Origin of the sequence: Hahella sp. KA22, from assembly GCF_004135205.1 — a bacterium.
Taxonomy (GTDB): domain Bacteria; phylum Pseudomonadota; class Gammaproteobacteria; order Pseudomonadales; family Oleiphilaceae; genus Hahella.
The window spans coordinates 76,140-92,818 of the sequence record NZ_CP035490.1 but is presented as its reverse complement, the minus strand read 5'-3'; the positions used below and the strand labels follow the sequence as shown (position 1 = coordinate 92,818).

The window sequence follows — 16,679 nt, the reverse complement described above, 5'->3', positions numbered from 1 at the left end:
ATCTTGTTCTGGTTTAAGCCATGGTGGGCGGCGCGATCTTATCCGCGATCATCTGCCGCAACGCCTTCTTGTCCACCTTGCCCAGACGGGTCTTGGGGAAGGCGTCGACGAACTCGATGCGGTCTGGAATCTTGAACACGGCGAGATCGCGCTCGCGCAGAAATTTGAGCAGATCCTGCGGGCGCGGGCGTTGCTCCGGCGCGGCGGCATGATTCTGCGGAATGACGTAGGCGCAGGTGCGCTCGCCCAGGTAGGGGTCCGGCATCGCCACCACGGCGGCGTCATGCACCAGCGGGTGCGCCAGCAGATGATTCTCCAGTTCGTCCGCCGCCACTTTTTCGCCGCCGCGATTGATCTGGTCTTTAGCGCGACCTTCCACCACCAGATAACCGGCGTCAGTCAGACGCACCACATCGCCGGTGCGATAGAAGCCGTCGGCGGTGAAGGATTTGGCGTTGTGCTCCGCCGCCTTGAAATAGCCGCGAATGGTGTAGGGGCCGCGGGTCAGCAATAATCCGGTGGCGCCGGGCGCGACCGGCTGGTCGTCCTCGTCCACGATGCGCACTTCGTCCGCCGGCGAAATGGGGCGCCCCTGAGTGGTGACGACGGTGTCGATGTCGTCATCCAGACGGGTGTAGTTCACCAACCCCTCCGCCATACCGAACACCTGCTGCAGCTTGCAACCCAGGACCGGCGTAACGCGGCGGGCGGCTTCTTCGGTAAACTTGGCGCCGCCCACCTGCAATACCTGCAGGCTGGACAGATCCGGCGGCGAGCCGGCTTTTGTCAGATTGTCGCAGGCGGTCATCCAGGCCAGGGCCAGCGGCGGCACCATGGCGGTCATGGTGACCCGGTGACGGGCGATCAACGGAAACGCGATATCCGGCGCGCCGGATTCGGACAACACCACGGTTCCACCTGCGAACAGAACTCCCAGAACGCCCGGTGAACTGAGCGGGAAATTATGCGCGGCGGGCAGCACGGAGAGATACACCGTCTGCGGCGACAATTCGCAAATCTCGGCGCTGGCGCGCACGCTGTACAGATAGTCGTCGTGAGTGCGCGGAATCAGTTTGGACATGCCGGTGGTGCCGCCGGACAATTGCATCAGCGCGATGGCGGACGGATCAATCTCCGGCGCCGCGCCGGGCGCCTGATATAAGCCGTCGAGAGGGACGAAATCGCCCGCATCGCCGGCGATGATGACATGCTGCACGAGACGCTCGTCTTTCAGTTTCCCGCCGATATCGCGATAGTCGAATCCGCCGCTTTTTGCCGGGGCGATGTAAGCGACGGCGTCGGCGAATTCGCAAAAGTAACTGATCTCGGCGTAACGGTGGGTGGGCAGAGCCATGATCGGCGCCGCCCCCAGGCGAAACAGCGCAAAAATCACTTCAATGAATTCGCCGATGTTAGGCAGTTGCACCACGACCTTGGAACCCGGAGTAATTCCGAGGGTATTTAATCCTGATGCCAACTGATCCGCCCTGGCGTTAAGATCGCCATAAGTCCAGGAACGCTCGCCGGCGATTACTGCGGTGCGGTCGCCGAACGCCTGAGCGCCGCGACTCAGAATGCTTCCCAGATCGTCACCGGTCCAGTAGCCGGCGGCGCGATACAGCTCCGCCTCTGCAGCGGGCCAGGGCGTGAGTTCGATTTGCGGCTGCTCCATGCTCGCGGACATCAGGCGATCTCCACGCGGATCGGTGTGGACGCATGGCTGTCGAGGCCAATGGCGTTCAGCATGGTTTTTAACTTGGTGGAGGTCTCGTCCAGCTCTTTCTGCGGGTCGGAGCCTTCGACCACGCCTGCGCCTGCGTAAAGACGCAGCAGACGGTCTTCCACTTCCGCACAGCGGATGGTGACGGCCCACTCACCGTCGCCGGAGGCGTCGCTCCAGCCGACCATGCCTGTGAAAAAGCCCCGATTAAAGGGCTCCAGTTCACCAATCAATTCCCGAGCGCGCTCTGTGGGATAGCCGCACACGGCGGGCGTAGGATGCAGCGCCTGCGCCAAAGCATAGGAAGTAATGGCTGGATCGATCAGCTCCCCGGTGATTTCCGTGGACAAGTGCCACAGGGTCGGCGTTTGCGTCAGTGAAGGCGTGCTGGGCACATCCAGATTTCGACAGAACGGCGCCAGCGCTTTGGCCACCGCGTCGATCACCACGGCATGTTCATGCAGGTCTTTTTCCGATTGCAGCAACGCGCCGGCGCGGCGGGCGTCTTCCTTACGATCCGGGCTGCGCGCCACAGAGCCCGCCAGCGGATTGGCGAACACGCGCATGCCGCTGCGGGACACCAGCAACTCCGGGCTGGCCCCTACCAGAAAACGACGGGGGTGCGCCGCATCCGCCAGATTGGCGGCGAAGTTATAGCCTTTCGGATTGGCGCGGCGCAGGTTGGTCAGCAGTTGCACGATGTCGATAGGACGGTCGGCGCGCAGCTCCAGGGAGCGCGCCAGCACCACTTTGCTGATGTCGCCGCGGCGGATATGTTCCAACGCACTGTTCACGCTTTGTTTGTAGCCCGCGCCGGACGGCACTTCTTTCGCCTCATAATTCCCGAAATCGGTGATGACGCCGGTGCGTCCGGAAACCACGTCGCGACGACGCCAGGACCGGGTCGGCACTGTCAGCATGGGGGCTTCTCCAGGCAGGAAAGGCGCGGCGCCGACCACCATGGGATCTTCGATTCCCTGTTCCCTGGCCTCGCGCAGGGCGGCGGGGATGGCTTCATTCAGGTCTCCCGCGCCCAGACGGGCGAAGACGCCGGCGGTCATCAGGGTTTGCCGGGGTGAGGAGAAGAAAAAAGGAGTTTCCGTCAGATGTTTTTTCAGCAATTGGAGAAACGCTTGATCATCCGCCTGTGGTTCCAGATGCAACGTCAAGTCATTCATGCCTGCTCCTTAGGTGACTGGTTATCAGACAGGCTGCTCCTCAGAACCGGTGAGCCGCCCCGCGTTAAGAAATGTAAAATATAATCTAAATGAAAATAATTCTCATTTGAAGAGAAATTTTCTTGTCCTATGGAGTGGAAAATGACAAGTTCAGGCCTGGTTTACGTACCGCCAGACAGGAGCGGCGCGCCTCGCAAGGGGGGCGGACAGGTCGACCGCATTCGCGAAAGAAAATCAATGTTATTTGATATTGATTATTATTTGCAACCGATTGTTAGACGCATTGAATCGTTCGGAGAGTGGTCTTCTCCGGTTGGGAATACCAAAACTCAACTATCACTCGGCGTCGTGTACGTTCTGAATTGCGTCGATGGCGGCGAGAAAGCGCTGGCGATGTGGCGGCGGCAGTAGCTGTGCGCGTCGGCGCCGCTCCGCCAGCCAAATCGGGCTGTCGCCGTGCCGTGGAACGGTCCTCTGTTTGTCGACCGCGCCGAGAAACAGATAGCCGTCGAACAGCTCGCGCACTGGGCGTTCGCTGAGATAGGGCGTCCGCTGGCTAAGCGCTGCGAATGGCAGAGCGCCCAGGGCGCTGCGGGCAGTGTGAACCAGCGTGGGCGCTTGCCAGCCTTCACCTTGCGCAACTGCCATGACATCGGGGCGATGACCGAAATGAGGCCAGAGATAAAAACTTTGCTCTGGACCAAGGTTGTGCAGGCGGCTGGCCAGGGGCGGACCATTTATCCCTGGCGGGTTGTTTATTTCCGACGCTGCGTCCATCTCCGGCGTAGAGCCCGCCGGGCAATTACGCAGTAAGTGGAACGCCCCAAAGATCAACAGCGCGCGTCGATTACGCGCAATGACCTCCCGTTCAATCAACGCCTGATAGTGAGCTTCCCGTCGCTGGTGGGCCTCTCGCCACTGGCGTCCAGCGTCGGCGGCGCGCCAGTCGATAGGCGGGTCCGCCGCCAATACGCGCACACGTGGCGTGGGCAGACGCTGATTAATCTGTCGCACCGCCTGAAAAAAACGTCGGTAAACCTCGGCGAACCAGGCGCAAAAGTGCAGGGTATCGCTGCAAACTGCGTCGATCTTGTGCTCAAGTCCAGGCTCTCCGGCGATATAGGCGTCCAGCAGAGGCTGACTGCGGGCGGCGGCGAACTCGACGACGATAGTGTCCAGACATGGCGCGATGTCCGGGCGCCGCAAACTGTCGATAAGCCATTGCAGGATCGCCGCCACGCCATGGGCGTCGCCGATCCCGACGATCTGGCGTCGTCTCAGCAACGCCGCCAACGCAGGTGTTGCAGGTTCGTGGACAGGAAGTGCGGAGGCGTGCGGGTTCACGAATTGTCTAATTCCTTGAGGGCTAGTCGCTTGTTCTGCAGGAGAAAAGAGTTTACCTGGAAGGCGATTTATTGTCATTTGACAATGATTCTCATTTGCAATAGTCTGGCCCCGCTCGTAAGGACAGCGCGCCGTCACTCCGCCTCCCGCAGCGCTTGCGGACTCTGACGCACTTCCATTCCTGGATACGCCTGATTTCCGCTGTCATTCCGACGTCGCCTCCGAAGACGCGCCCTGGCGTGGTTTGCTTCGCAATATTCCATTTCAGTTTTTATCGGTAACAGCAGTCATGAAAAACAGTTCGCATCGTATGCTCGTTCGCTCTTTGGCGTTATACGGAACCTGCGGTCTTGCCGCCGCTTCCGCCGCAGCAGCGGAAACACAAGGGAGCGCCCAGTTATTGCAACCGGTGGTGGTGACCGCCTCGGGTAAAGGCCAGGATGAAGCGACGGCGCCGGCCAGCGTCAGTGTTATCAGCGGTGAGGAACTGCAGGCGAAGCCGGTGCATGATCTGGTGGATGCATTGGGAGAAATCGAGGGCGTCACCGTGAGCGGGAACGCCAACCGCCGCACTCTGCAATTGCGCGGCCTGGATCGCGCCTATGTGTTGATGCTGATCGATGGACGCCGCGTGGACAGTACGTCAGCGGTATTTCGCGGCAATGACTTCGACACCGGCTGGATTCCCGTCGAAGCCATCGACAGAGTCGAAGTGATTCGCGGTCCCATGTCTTCGCTGTATGGCTCCGACGCTATCGGCGGGGTGATTAACATCATCACCAAACCAGTGAGCGAGCAGTGGCATGGCTCCGTCACGGTGGATACGGTTGTGCAGGAAGACAGCGCCGCCGGCGACAGCCGCAAACTGGGCTTTTATGTCAGCGGTCCGCTGGCGGAGAAAAGCCTGGGCGTGAAGCTCTACGGCAGTGTGGATCGTCGTGAGGCTGACGGTGCCGTGAATCCGGACCCGGAAAGCGGCGGCGAATCGCTGGACGGTTTCGCCAGGAACGACAATCACGCGCTGAACGGTGAACTGACCTGGGCCGCCAGCAATACGCAGAATATCAGTCTGGCGCTGGAAAGCTCCTCCCGGGAGCACGATGAACAGGATCTGGACCGCCTCGGTGTGGCGCTGACCCATAAAGGTAAATGGAGCTTCGGCGATACTGAAATCAAGCTGTATGGCGATCGCATCGAGAACAACACCGGCAACATTGGCGGCCAAAGCAACCCAAATAAGGCGCACAACGCCAGCATCGACGGCCGGGTGACTTTGCCCATCGACGCATGGGCGCAAACCCTGACTCTGGGGGCGGAAGCGCGCTATCAAAAACTGAAAGATCCTTCCACGCTGACGGGCAGACCGGGGACGGATTCCTTCGGCGAATCCGACTCCACTGACGTCAGACAACAGGCGCTGTTTATTGAAGACGAGTTCATGCTGCGCGACGACCTGTTGCTGACTTTGGGCAACCGTCTGGATCATCATGAAAACTTCGGTAATCACAACAGCCCGCGGGCCTATCTGGTGTATCTGCTGAGCGATGAAATCAGCGTGAAAGGGGGTTGGGGCAAGGCGTTCCGCGCGCCGACGCTGTTGCAGAACAGTCCTAACTGGGGCTCCGCTTCCTGCGGCAGCGCCACGGCGGGATGCTATATCGTCGGCTCCGACGAACTGAAGCCGGAAACCAGTGAAAGCAAGGAAATCGGCGTGCGCTTCGACTATTCCGAATGGGGCGGCGGGCTTACTGTCTTCCGCAACGATATCGAAGACATGATCGACATCTCCAGCCGCACCCGCGATCCTGATCTGGCCCCGACCTTTGATAACTTTGTCGGATTCCTGCCTGACGGGCGGCCGATATTCGCTTACCAGAACGTCAGCAAAGTGAAGACGGAAGGCGTCGAGGCGTCATTCCGCTATAACCTGACGACAGATCTGGATATGCGCGCCAGCTACACTTATCTGGACGCCAAGGATGTCAGCGACGGCCAGGACCCCAAGCCGCTGTTATATCGTCCGCGTCACTCCGGGACGGTGAAGCTGGGCTGGTCCGTCAGCGATCAGTGGGATCTGGGGCTGACTGGCAATTATGTGGGCGAGCAGTACGCCTATATTTCCCGTGATGGCTCCGAGCTGATCAAGCTGCAGGAGTACGTCACCTTTGACCTGCAATCCCTGTACGCGATCAACGAGTATTTCTCCGTCGGCGCCGGCGTGCTGAACCTGGCGGACAAACAGGTGGACCGTGAGCAGAGCTATGAAATCAATGAAGACGGTCGTCGCTATTACCTGTCCCTGAAAGCTCAGTTCTGATCTGGCCCGACCACTTGGTCCTGCTCCAGCGCCGCCGCTGAGAGCAGGTCCGACGCCAACTGCGTGGACGTAATGCAAAACGCCGCCGCCAGGGTTCCCGCCCGCAAACGGCGGCGCATGTCCCAGCCTTGGCAATAACCGTAGAGAAAGCCGCTAAAAAACGCGTCTCCGGCGCCGTTGCTGTCCACCAGCTCAAACCCTTCAGCAATATCCTGTTCGTACCAGTTCCCCTCCGCGTCCAACGCCGTGCTGCCGTGTGCGCCATGAGTACAGACGACAAAGTCCTTGCCTGCTGCCACTTGCTGCGCCATGAAAGCGCGGTAGTCCGGAAAATTATCGCTGGACAGAAACAGCGCATCCGCCGCTTGAATGAACTCATCATGATGCGGGTTGGCGCCGTCGTAATCATGCAAGTCAATCCACAGCGGTTTGCCCAACTCCCGCGCTCGCGCCAACACCGGTCGGGTGTAGTTGAGAATGCTGACGGCGGCGATATCGCATTGCTTCAGCGCCGGGTCAAGGTCGCTCCAATGCAGCGGCGCTTCGTCTGCGGAAGGATGAGTGAAGATGGAAATGCGCCCGCCGTCGGCGGCCATCAGGTTGGTGTGCTGCTCCGTGGGTTGATCGATCAGCTCGACGATGCAGGGCAGATCGCGACGACGACATTCCCGCAGGATGGCGTGACCGGCTTCGTCTTTGCCGAGAATCATGTGCAGCCGCACATCCATGCCCAACTGTTTGAGATTAAACGCCTTTCCGGCGCCAGTGCCGCCGACCGCCTGATAACTGCCTTTGGCGAGCAGGGTCTGAGGCTGGGGTTGCGGGAAGTTATCCAAATGAATCAGGGTGTTGAAAGATGCGCCGCCGACGACCAATACGGACATGGACATAGGATTACCGCCTGAAGGTAAAAGGGAATATGGAGTTATTATTCGTTGGCGGACAAGACTTCCCCTTTTGGGCAAAATAGCCGCCGTGTTTTGGGCAGAATAACCGCAAAAACGACAGGTCTGCTCCCTCGTCGCCAGGGATTCGCCGGAGGAGTGTGGGGGAGGAACTGAGCGTCAGTAGCGGACATCGAGAGGATGAGAGAGAAAAGGGGAGAAAATGGCCTTATTTTCTGACATTTTGGCGATATTTCGCCGGTATCTGCATGGAGACGCCATCCTGTCCGGATGGATTGCGGAGTTTGACGGCGCGCTGCGGGAGGAAGGGAGTGAGCTGGTGTTTACTCTTCCCGGATTGTTCGAGTTCAGTGTTAGCCATGGGCTTTTGAGCGACCCGGATATTCAGTACCCGCAGTTCCGCGCGGCGTTGTATCAGAATCCCACCAACACGGAAGTGAACGCCATGGGCGGTAACCTGCGCATCTACGCCAACGCCGGCAAGGTGGACGCCAGCCTGTATGCGTTAACGCGCCCGTCCCCAGGGACGGACGCATCTGTGACGCGGACGGACTAGAGTCTCAGGCGCACCGCGTCCGCCGCTCTGCGGGCCAGGTTGTACATGAAGGAGGTGAATACTTTCAGAGTCCAGCGCAGGAAATTCACGGTGATGCTTTCCACTTTGGAAATCGCGTAACCCACCGCATTGAGCATCTTCAGAATCAGACGCTCCACCAGCCCCGCCATCTCTTTGCCCATGCGCACCGCCTGATCCAGCAGCATCGCCAGCTGGTCCATAACGGTCAGCCCCGCCGCCAGGGCGACGTTGACGCCAATGCCGACGCCGTGCAGCACTTTCTTCAATACCCAGATCAGCGCTTTGTTGATCATATTGAAGGAGTTGACGGTGAAAGAGATAGGGCCGTCCGACTTCAGCCACTTCTCCACATCGTCCGTCAGGCTGGCGCTGGGTTGTCTGATTTTCAGGGACTCCCAGGTCTTGCCTTCCACCGAGTCAATATAGTGGTCCATCAGGTGGTTTTTGGAGGCGAAGTTCATCCCGCAGTCGATGAAGCACTCCGTTCCCGGGTTGGGCACATGATAGAACGGCCAGGTTGGTATCCAGGGCACGGGGTCCGTACTGTGGGCGACGCGATAGATATTCGCGGCGTTCACCTGGCGGGTGAGGTTGGAAGCAAAGCCGGACGAGCCTACCCGTGGACTGCCGAAGGTGTACAGCACCGGTTCCGCTACGTTGTTCTCCACCAGCCATTCCGAGATCAGTGACGCCAGTGCGCCGCCCAGGCTGTGGCCTACGCAATGCACCCTCCGTGGATTGTAGCCGCGGAAGAAATTGCGCATATCCTGTTCGAAGGATTTGAACGTGGTGTTGAATCCCGTATGCACGAAGTTGCCGCTGCTGGAGCGCTGCACGGAGGTGTGCGCGTCGGTCAGTATGTCCCGGAAGTTGGTGGCGTCGGTGCCGCGGGTGACGATAAATGCGTCGTCGCGGAACTCGTTGCAGATATCGCTCACGCCGCGGGCGGCGAGGCCGAATCCGGACTGATATTTGAAAATGGACGCGCCGGCGACGCCTTCGAAGCGCGACTCATTGTTGAGGGCGAATTTCCCCGCCAGTTTATTACCGAAAAGACTGACGTCTCGTTCATGAATGATGCGGTACGAACGCTCTGCAGCGTACGCCGCCTCAGATGGAGTTAGAACTGCCACGACTGATTTCCCCTGTAATGACTGCTTTTGTTTTGGTTATTCGGTCATTCCAATTGGCATATGCCCTTGACTACATAGGAGCGACCTTCCTTGACGGACTCCTCATCGGCGAGGTCGCACTTAAGACGAATCTTGACGCCTTTGCCGAGTTCGGAATTTTCATCGAAACTTAATTTGCTGGTCGTCCAGGCGAGGTATTCCTGACCGTCATGGCGAATGATCATTTTCTGATGAATGACGGGTTGACCAGGTAAGTATTTGGATACAGTGCGGGAATAATAAGCGGGAAATTGGAAGCGGCCCTGGGCGTCGGTGGAGGTTTCTTCGACGGCGTTTTCATCGCTCCCCCAGGTCAGCGTGCGTTGCACCTGGGCGCCGGCGACAGGGTCGCCGTTGAGGGTGACGACAGCCGACATTTCTGAAGCGAGACAGACCTTTCCGATATCGAAAATAGACATAGACCATCCTTTGCTAGACAGACATATCGATAGAACGGCAACCATCCAGATAATATTTTTGGTAGTCACGACTCTGTGTTCTTCTTATTAGTTTAGTTTCTCAATGTGCGCTGACGATAAAACAGCCAGCAAACATTGGATATGCGTTCCCGCGGGACAATGCAATAGTAAGCGCTGACTTTTTATGAAATGCGTCAAAATATTCCGTATTTTTTTACGAGGAAATATAACTGATTGATTTTTCAGAAATATGAAAAAAGAAATATTTTTTGACCAGTTAGATCAATAGTTAGACAGGCGGTTTTTTCAGATTCGGGAGGCGAAGACGCTACCTCTCTGCTGGACTACGAACTAAAAAACTTAGCCAGCAAGATTCGCGCTGGCGTATAGATTAATAGCCTGAAAGTCTGGGTTAGCGTCTGAAAGAGTCACTGGCTTAAGATGTAAGAAAGCAAGTGATGTAGTTATAGGAGTGTCTAATGGCTAATACGAAAGAAGCTAAAAGAAAGTCTAAAAATGCTCTGACTGAGTTTCAAATGGAGCAATGGGCGCGGGAGCTGGACACAACTGAGGGGTTAGAGCGCTTAGGGCGTGAAGCTGCTGAATGGGCAAAAAAGAAAAGCCAGCAGCACCAAGAAAAGACTTCTGAATAACTCTCTTCCTGTTATCAGATAGAGTGAACGTATGAATAAGAATGTTTAAGCCAAGCTTTTTCTTGTCGCTGGCAAATCTACTCATGCAGAAATCATGCGTCGTTGATAGTCAAATACCGCTCCCGTAGAGAACAGGAGCGAGAGGAAAGCGCTTTGCTGCGAAGGAGTGACTTACAAATTTTCCCGAACCCACTGAACCAGTTGTGGGCCTTGCAGCGCTCCGGAAATGCGGGCGACTTCCTGGCCTTTCTTGAAGATCGCCAGGGTGGGGATGCTGCGGATCTGGAATTGTTGAGCCAGTTGCGGGTTGCTCTCCGTATCCACTTTCACGCAACGTACTGCAGGCTCCAATTGCGCGGCGGCCTGCTCGAAAATCGGCGCGAACATTTTGCAGGGGCCGCACCAGGGCGCCCAGAAGTCCACCAGCAGGGGCAGGTCGCTGGTCTGCAGGTGCTTGCCGAAATTATTCTGTCCTAGAGCGACGGGATGTCCAGCGAACAGTGGTTGCTTGCAACGGCCGCATTTGCCGCCAGCGCTGAGTTTGGCTGCGGGAACCCGGTTGGTGGTGTCGCAATGGGGACAGACAACCTGTAATGTATCGCTCATTTCTTTACGCCCTGAATGTTTGAACTCCATGCTAGATGGGGGAAGGACGAGGGTGTTTCAAGTTATTAATATGGCAATGGTATTGGCATGTTAATAACTAGGCGCATGGACGCGCCTGCGCGGCGACAAGCTGCGGGAGACAGGGCCTGACCTGTGCAGGCCCTGTCGTTGCAGACAAATAGAAGGAAGCTATTTGGCTGCCTGATTAAGAGTTTGGGCGCATGCGCCGCCCGCAAGAGATGATATTGGTTGTATGGCAAAGGTTCCGCTGGTTTATCACCCCGAGTACAGTCCTGAAATTCCCGCTGGTCACCGTTTTCCCATGGAGAAGTTCCGCCTGTTGGCCGAGTTCCTGCGCGCGGAAGGCGTGTTGACGGACGCCAATCTGTTTACACCAGAAGCGGCGACCCAGGAAGACATCGCCCTGGCGCACTGCGCCGATTACGTGCGCGACTTTCGCCACGGGGAGCTGTCCGCCAAACATATGCGCCAGATCGGTTTGCCCTGGTCGGAAGGCGTCTGCACGCGGACTTTCCGGGCGGTGGGCGGCACCTTGATGACCGCGCGACTGGCGCTGAAATATGGCTTGGTCGCCCATCTTGCGGGCGGCACTCATCACGCCCATTACGATCACGGCAGCGGTTTTTGCGTATTCAATGATCTGGCGGTGGCGGCGCGAGTGCTGGTGCGCGGGGGCGAGGCGTCGCGGGTGCTGATCATCGACTGCGATGTGCATCAGGGCGACGGCACGGCGCGCATCCTCACGGACGATCCGGATATCTTCACCTGCTCCTTTCACTGTCGGCAGAACTTTCCCTATCGCAAAGCCCACAGTGATTTCGATATTGAGCTGGACCGGGGCTCCGACGGTCGCGCCTACATGCAGACCATGGAGCACTGGCTGCCTTATATCTTCGACCTGACCCAACCGGACTTCGTGCTGTACGACGCTGGCGTCGACGTGCACGACGATGATGTGCTGGGACACCTGCATCTTAAAGACGCAGATATCGCGGAGCGGGATGAGTATGTCATCCGTCAGTGCCTGGAGCGCGGCGTCCCGGTGGCCTGCGTGATTGGCGGCGGCTATGACAAGGACCGCAAACGTCTGGCCGCACGCCATGGCGTCATGCATGGCGTGGCTGACCGTCTTTATCAGGAATATGCGTTATAGGGGACGGCCAGGCCGTCCTTGGCTTTTCTCCTCTTCAGATTTCCTCATGCCCGTGGCGCTTATCGCGCTTCTCTGTTAATTCCCTGATTTTGCGGATAGTTCGTCACATTTTTGTCATCTGTTTCGCGTAAACCTGTCACCGGTTTCCTGTTTCATTAGACAGGTTTTCCCCGGAAACGACTTCCTCCCCGACGGTTCGATGATTTCCAGGCTGGAGCGCCTGGCGGTCGCAACTATCTGCGTCCGCGTCTCAAGGTAAATATCCGGAATCCGGATCAGATCGCATAATCACCGTCCGCCGATAAGCTAGACTAAGCCTGCCCGTTAGAGAAAACGGGTGGGGATAACTCGATAAAAAATAAAGTAAAAAGGGAACAAACATGACTACCAAGCCAAGGTTCAAGGTATCCGCGTTGTTATTGGGCATGGCGATGCTCCATACCGGCGCGGCCCACGCAGCGGCGGACCTCTTTTTCTCTGAGTATGTGGAAGGCTCCAGCAACAACAAAGCATTGGAAATCTATAACGGAACCAGCGCCGACGTTGACCTGGGCGCTTATGAAGTGCAGATGTATTTTAACGGCTCCTCCAGCGCTGGCGTGACGCTGAATCTCAGTGGAACCCTGGCGGCGGGAGACGTCTACGTCATCGCCCACAGCAGCGCCGATCCGGCGATTCTGGCGCAGGCGGATCTAACCAGCGGCGGCGGCTTTTTCAACGGCGATGACGCCATTGTATTGCTGAAAGGCGGTGCGGCGGTGGACTCTATCGGCCAGATCGGCGTGGACCCCGGCAGTGAGTGGGGCGCTGGCGACGTCAGCACCGCCAACAACACGATGCGTCGCAAATCCGATGTGGAATCTGGCGACAGCGATCCCTATGACGCTTACGATCCCACCCTGCAATGGGACGGTTATGCCAACGACACCTTTGATGGCCTGGGCTCTTATGGCGACGGCCCTACTGATCCAGGCGGCGAGCCAGGTGAAATCGGCGAGTGCGGCGATCCCGCCACCTTGATCAGCGCTATTCAGGGCGACGGCGCCAGCTCGCCGTTGAATGGCCAGCAGGTAGTGCTGGAAGCGGTAGTGACCGCGGACTTGCAAGGCGCGGATGAGCAAAAGGGCTTCTTCGTGCAGGAAGAAGACGCGGACCAGGATGGCAATGACAAGACCTCGGAAGGCGTACTGGTCTATGCAGACGCCTCAGTGCTGGACGTGAGCGTCGGCCAGAAAGTGCGGGTGCTGGGGACGGTGACTGAATACCACGACCTGACGGAAGTCAACGCGGTGCAGGCGATCAAAGTGTGTGGCGGCGACAACCGGGTGACTCCGGCGCAGGTATCTCTGCCTTTGGACAGCGCCGACGCCCTGGAAAAAGTGGAAGGCATGCTGGTGACTTCCGCACAGCCCTGGACTGTCAACGAAGTATACAACCTGGGCCGCTACGGCGAGGTCCTGCTGGGTAATGGCCGTCGTTATATCCCTACGCATTTAGCGACTCCGGGAGAAGAGGCGGCGGCGGTCGCGGCGGCCAACGTCCTGAACCAGTTGGTGTTGGACGACGGCAGCACGAAGCAGAACCCGGCGGTGATTCCCTTCCCCGCGCCGGAACTGAGTGCGCTGAACACCCTGCGGGTGGGCGACAAGGTGAATGAACTCACCGGCGTCATCAGCTACAGCTTCTCCGTATACCGTATGTATCCCACCGTCACGCCAGCGTTTGTGGCGGAAAACCCGCGCACCGACGCGCCTGCGACCACTGGCGCCGGCAACCTGAAAGTAGCCAGCTTCAACGTGCTTAACTTCTTCAATGGCGATGGCCAGGGCGGTGGTTTCCCCACGGCGCGCGGCGCTTCCACTGCGGAAGAGCTGGAGCGGCAGGCGGCGAAAACCGTGGCCGCTCTGTTGGCCATGGATGCGGACGTTGTAGGTCTGATGGAGATTGAGAACGACGGCTACGGCGCAGACTCCGCGATTCAGGATCTGGTCAACCGCCTCAATGCGGCAGGCGGCAATTACGCAATCGTAAATCCGGGGCTGTCGTCCCTGGGCGGCGACGCAATCGCAGTGGGCATGATCTACAAGGCGGATAAAGTGACCCCGGCCGGCGCCGCCAAGACCTTGAGCAGCTATCCGTTCGATGACTTCAACCGTCAGCCTCTGGCGCAGACATTCTCCTTGAATGACAACGACGGCAAGCTCACCGTGGTGGTCAACCACTTCAAATCCAAAGGCTGCACCAACGCAGAAGGCGACAACCAGGATCAAGGCGACGGCCAGGGCTGTTACAACGCGAAGCGTAGCGAAGCCGCGGTAGCGCTGGCGGACTGGCTGGCGAGCGATCCTACCGGCGCGGAAGACGCGGACGTGCTGATCATCGGCGACCTGAACGCCTACGCCAAGGAAGACCCCATCACGGCGCTGCAGGCGCAGGGGTATCACAACATGCCTGCGGAACTGATCGGCGACGAAGCCTATTCCTACGTGTTCTCCGGTGAAACCGGCTATCTGGATCACGCCTTGGCCAGCGCCTCTCTCGCTCCCCAGGTGGTTGGCGTTTCCGAGTGGCACATCAACGGCGATGAGCCGAAGGTGCTGGACTACAACGTGGAGTTCAAAACCGACGCTCAGGTGTTGAGCCTGTACAGCCCGGACGCGTACCGCTCGTCCGACCATGACCCGGTCATCGTGGAAATCAGTCTCGATGGCGTCAAAGAGGAAGTGAAAGGCGACTTCGATGGCGACGGCGATGTGGACGGCCGCGACCTGCTGATGCTGTTGAAGCAGCTGTTCCGTCCGGTCAACGACGACAACCGTCAGTACGACCTGAACGAAGACGGCCGCATCAGCTTCCTGGACGTGTTCGCCTTCCTGCGCCTGCTGTAGTCGGCGTGCGCCAGGATTGTTAGGCTAAGCGTCGGCGCAATGCGCTGAAACGGCTTTCCTCCCCCTCGTCTTCTACGGAAGCGGGGAGGAGGAGGCTCTACCTGCCTGAACAATCTTTACGAGAGCGCTATGTCGGTCGGCTACGAACTTGTCAACCAAACCAAGCAAGAACGCATCACGTTCGCCCATCTTCCCGTCAGTACGCAAAATGAAATCGTCGGCCATCCCGTCTCGGCGACCATCGTGTGCTGGTATCTGATGAATAATATCGGCGACGACATTCAGTTTGTTTCCGACACCTATGACGACTGGCCGTTTCGTTCCGGTCAGCGTAAAGATTATCTCGCCTACCCCGATCGCACCGATGCTGTCATCGCAACACTTGTTCAGAAAGGCGTTTTGCAGGAGGATGGCCTTCTTTGTTTGGATAAAGACGAAATGCGGATGAAGACGAACCTCATTCCGTTTATATCCGGGCGTTGCGCAACGTCTGGCTGGATAACTGAATAGAGATTGATCGCAACAAAACTCAAGGAGCCACTATGAACTACAAAGGCAGTTGTCACTGCGGCAAAATCGCATTTGAAGTGGAAGGCGAACTGACGGAAGTTTTGGCGTGTAATTGTTCCATTTGTTCCCGTAAAGGGTCGTTGCTGTGGTTTGTGCCGCGGTCGCAGTTGACGCTGACGTCCGGGGAAAACGCTATGAGCACGTATACCTTCAACACACACGTTATCCAGCATCGGTTTTGCCCCACCTGCGGCATTCACCCCTTCGGAGAGGGAACCGACCCCTCCGGCGCCAAGATGGCGGCGATCAACGCCCGCTGTCTGGAAGGGGTGGATCTGGACGCGTTAAAAGTGAATCACTATGACGGGCGCTCGAAATAACTCACGCGCCTGTCCTCGCTAACATTGAGAAAACTTATGCTGGAAGAAATCAAAGAAGCCAAAGAAAACGGAACCCTGGTCTCCATCGAGCGGGATGACGTGGACGAGAACTGCCTGCAGGCGTTCGTGCTGGATTACTCCGACGAGCTGGTGCTGTTGCAGTACGTGTATGACTTCAACCTCGACGGTTTGATGGTGATTCGCATGGGCGACATTACCGACGTTTACATGGGCGCCATCAATATCCTGCAGACGCAAATGCTGAAGGAAGAGGGGCTCTACGAGAAGGTTGAGTTCGATATTCAATGCGACCTGAGCAACTGGCGCACGACGTTGTCCACCCTGGGACAGCGCTATGATTACCTGATCCTGGAAGATGAAAACCCGCAAGACCCCATGTTCCTGATGGGCAAGCTGGCGGAAGTGAGCGACGACTCCGTGCTCGCCAACGGCTTCGACGGAGAAGGTTTGTGGGACGACGAAGCGACGGAACTGGGCTATGACGAAATCACCGCCATGAAAGTCAACAACAACTACATAAATTTCTACAAACGTTATTTCGAAAGAAATCCGTCCGCCGTCGACTACGAATAAACGCCTCTCCAGGCCGCTCGCCGCGCATCTCCATCGCACTGCGCGGCGTCGCCTCCCCACCTTCTCTCCGTTATCAACCGCCTTGCGTAATTTCAAACATGGTCTAAAACTTTTGTAATGTCAGGTCGCCGACATCCTGGAGGGGGGATGCATCGGATGAAGCGCGACTGGCCCCGCAACTGCGCGTTGTCGGGATAAAAAGTGATTGCCATGGGTGCAAAGGAGCCGTGACGTCGGCGTTG

General features: G+C 57.8%; 15 protein-coding genes. 8 read left to right on the top strand and 7 right to left on the bottom strand.

The features are described 5' to 3' along the window. Nucleotides 1–13 precede the first annotated feature (13 nt). From EUZ85_RS00440 to EUZ85_RS00430, 3 genes are all read right to left on the bottom strand, one after another. On the bottom strand, nucleotides 14–1,684 hold the full coding sequence (locus EUZ85_RS00440) for a (2,3-dihydroxybenzoyl)adenylate synthase (RefSeq protein ID WP_127973987.1): 1,671 nt from the start codon (nucleotides 1,682–1,684) through the stop codon (nucleotides 14–16). Next, nucleotides 1,684–2,898 carry an isochorismate synthase DhbC gene (dhbC, locus tag EUZ85_RS00435; RefSeq protein WP_127973986.1) on the bottom strand — a complete coding sequence of 405 codons (1,215 nt, stop codon included), beginning with the start codon at nucleotides 2,896–2,898 and terminating at the stop codon, nucleotides 1,684–1,686. Before dhbC ends, EUZ85_RS00440 begins: the two co-directional genes overlap by 1 nt. A gap of 336 nt (nucleotides 2,899–3,234) precedes the next feature. Then, the gene (locus EUZ85_RS00430; RefSeq protein ID WP_127973985.1) at nucleotides 3,235–4,242 is read right to left on the bottom strand and encodes a hypothetical protein; all 1,008 of its coding nucleotides are present in this window, start codon (nucleotides 4,240–4,242) and stop codon (nucleotides 3,235–3,237) included. Nucleotides 4,243–4,531: 289 nt separating this feature from the next. On the opposite strand from EUZ85_RS00430, the gene EUZ85_RS00425 reads away from it, so the two are divergent. Continuing rightward, entirely contained in the window at nucleotides 4,532–6,559 is a 2,028-nt protein-coding gene (locus EUZ85_RS00425; protein ID WP_127973984.1) for a TonB-dependent receptor domain-containing protein, read from the top strand. Here EUZ85_RS00425 and EUZ85_RS00420 read toward each other — a convergent pair. After that, nucleotides 6,550–7,449: a carbohydrate kinase family protein gene (locus tag EUZ85_RS00420; RefSeq protein WP_127973983.1), complete on the bottom strand. Its 900-nt coding sequence runs from the start codon at nucleotides 7,447–7,449 to the stop codon at nucleotides 6,550–6,552. The two genes, EUZ85_RS00425 and EUZ85_RS00420, sit on opposite strands and share 10 nt — an antisense overlap. Before the next feature lie 217 nt (nucleotides 7,450–7,666). Here EUZ85_RS00420 and EUZ85_RS00415 point away from each other — a divergent pair, with 217 nt between their 5' ends. Further along, complete coding sequence (locus EUZ85_RS00415) at nucleotides 7,667–8,020, top strand: hypothetical protein (protein ID WP_127973982.1); 354 nt, start codon at nucleotides 7,667–7,669, stop codon at nucleotides 8,018–8,020. Here the strand turns inward: EUZ85_RS00415 and EUZ85_RS00410 are convergent. Both EUZ85_RS00410 and EUZ85_RS00405 read right to left on the bottom strand, forming a co-directional pair. Continuing rightward, nucleotides 8,017–9,174, bottom strand: coding sequence for a lipase family protein (locus EUZ85_RS00410; protein ID WP_127973981.1), 1,158 nt, complete (start codon nucleotides 9,172–9,174; stop codon nucleotides 8,017–8,019). The two genes, EUZ85_RS00415 and EUZ85_RS00410, sit on opposite strands and share 4 nt — an antisense overlap. A gap of 44 nt (nucleotides 9,175–9,218) precedes the next feature. After that, nucleotides 9,219–9,632: a carboxypeptidase-like regulatory domain-containing protein gene (locus EUZ85_RS00405; protein ID WP_127973980.1), complete on the bottom strand. Its 414-nt coding sequence runs from the start codon at nucleotides 9,630–9,632 to the stop codon at nucleotides 9,219–9,221. 479 nt (nucleotides 9,633–10,111) lie between these two features. Here EUZ85_RS00405 and EUZ85_RS31050 point away from each other — a divergent pair, with 479 nt between their 5' ends. Next, nucleotides 10,112–10,285, top strand: a complete 174-nt coding sequence (locus EUZ85_RS31050; protein ID WP_164887406.1) for a hypothetical protein — start codon at nucleotides 10,112–10,114, stop codon at nucleotides 10,283–10,285. Between the two features lie 171 nt (nucleotides 10,286–10,456). On the opposite strand, the gene trxC is transcribed toward EUZ85_RS31050, so the two are convergent. Continuing rightward, on the bottom strand, nucleotides 10,457–10,891 hold the full coding sequence (gene trxC, locus EUZ85_RS00400) for a thioredoxin TrxC (RefSeq protein WP_127973979.1): 435 nt from the start codon (nucleotides 10,889–10,891) through the stop codon (nucleotides 10,457–10,459). Nucleotides 10,892–11,144: 253 nt separating this feature from the next. On the opposite strand from trxC, the gene EUZ85_RS00395 reads away from it, so the two are divergent. The 5 genes from EUZ85_RS00395 to EUZ85_RS00375 all read left to right on the top strand — a co-directional run bounded on the left by EUZ85_RS00395 (nucleotide 11,145) and on the right by EUZ85_RS00375 (nucleotide 16,437). Beyond that, complete coding sequence (locus EUZ85_RS00395; RefSeq protein WP_127973978.1) at nucleotides 11,145–12,065, top strand: histone deacetylase; 921 nt, start codon at nucleotides 11,145–11,147, stop codon at nucleotides 12,063–12,065. 380 nt (nucleotides 12,066–12,445) lie between these two features. Continuing rightward, entirely contained in the window at nucleotides 12,446–14,953 is a 2,508-nt protein-coding gene (locus tag EUZ85_RS00390) for an ExeM/NucH family extracellular endonuclease (protein WP_127973977.1), read from the top strand. 129 nt (nucleotides 14,954–15,082) lie between these two features. After that, a complete protein-coding gene (locus tag EUZ85_RS00385) occupies nucleotides 15,083–15,463 on the top strand; it encodes a hypothetical protein (RefSeq protein WP_127973976.1) in 381 nt (126 codons plus the stop codon). A gap of 32 nt (nucleotides 15,464–15,495) precedes the next feature. Further along, nucleotides 15,496–15,843 carry a GFA family protein gene (locus tag EUZ85_RS00380; protein WP_127973975.1) on the top strand — a complete coding sequence of 116 codons (348 nt, stop codon included), beginning with the start codon at nucleotides 15,496–15,498 and terminating at the stop codon, nucleotides 15,841–15,843. Between the two features lie 36 nt (nucleotides 15,844–15,879). Then, nucleotides 15,880–16,437, top strand: a complete 558-nt coding sequence (locus EUZ85_RS00375; protein WP_127973974.1) for a hypothetical protein — start codon at nucleotides 15,880–15,882, stop codon at nucleotides 16,435–16,437. The last annotated feature ends 242 nt before the right edge of the window (nucleotides 16,438–16,679 follow it).

Bases quoted from the DNA above. Each gene is read 5' to 3' on its own strand.
- EUZ85_RS00425 (WP_127973984.1), top strand. From the start codon at position 4,532: ATGAAAAACAGTTCGCATCGTATGCTCGTTCGCTCTTTGGCGTTATAC.
- EUZ85_RS00420 (WP_127973983.1), bottom strand. From the start codon at position 7,449: ATGTCCATGTCCGTATTGGTCGTCGGCGGCGCATCTTTCAACACCCTG.
- trxC (WP_127973979.1), bottom strand. From the start codon at position 10,891: ATGAGCGATACATTACAGGTTGTCTGTCCCCATTGCGACACCACCAAC.
- EUZ85_RS00385 (WP_127973976.1), top strand. From the start codon at position 15,083: ATGTCGGTCGGCTACGAACTTGTCAACCAAACCAAGCAAGAACGCATC.
- EUZ85_RS00395 (WP_127973978.1), top strand. From the start codon at position 11,145: ATGGCAAAGGTTCCGCTGGTTTATCACCCCGAGTACAGTCCTGAAATT.
- EUZ85_RS31050 (WP_164887406.1), top strand. From the start codon at position 10,112: ATGGCTAATACGAAAGAAGCTAAAAGAAAGTCTAAAAATGCTCTGACT.
- EUZ85_RS00375 (WP_127973974.1), top strand. From the start codon at position 15,880: ATGCTGGAAGAAATCAAAGAAGCCAAAGAAAACGGAACCCTGGTCTCC.
- dhbC (WP_127973986.1), bottom strand. From the start codon at position 2,898: ATGAATGACTTGACGTTGCATCTGGAACCACAGGCGGATGATCAAGCG.
- EUZ85_RS00415 (WP_127973982.1), top strand. From the start codon at position 7,667: ATGGCCTTATTTTCTGACATTTTGGCGATATTTCGCCGGTATCTGCAT.
- EUZ85_RS00380 (WP_127973975.1), top strand. From the start codon at position 15,496: ATGAACTACAAAGGCAGTTGTCACTGCGGCAAAATCGCATTTGAAGTG.
- EUZ85_RS00440 (WP_127973987.1), bottom strand. From the start codon at position 1,684: ATGTCCGCGAGCATGGAGCAGCCGCAAATCGAACTCACGCCCTGGCCC.
- EUZ85_RS00405 (WP_127973980.1), bottom strand. From the start codon at position 9,632: ATGTCTATTTTCGATATCGGAAAGGTCTGTCTCGCTTCAGAAATGTCG.
- EUZ85_RS00390 (WP_127973977.1), top strand. From the start codon at position 12,446: ATGACTACCAAGCCAAGGTTCAAGGTATCCGCGTTGTTATTGGGCATG.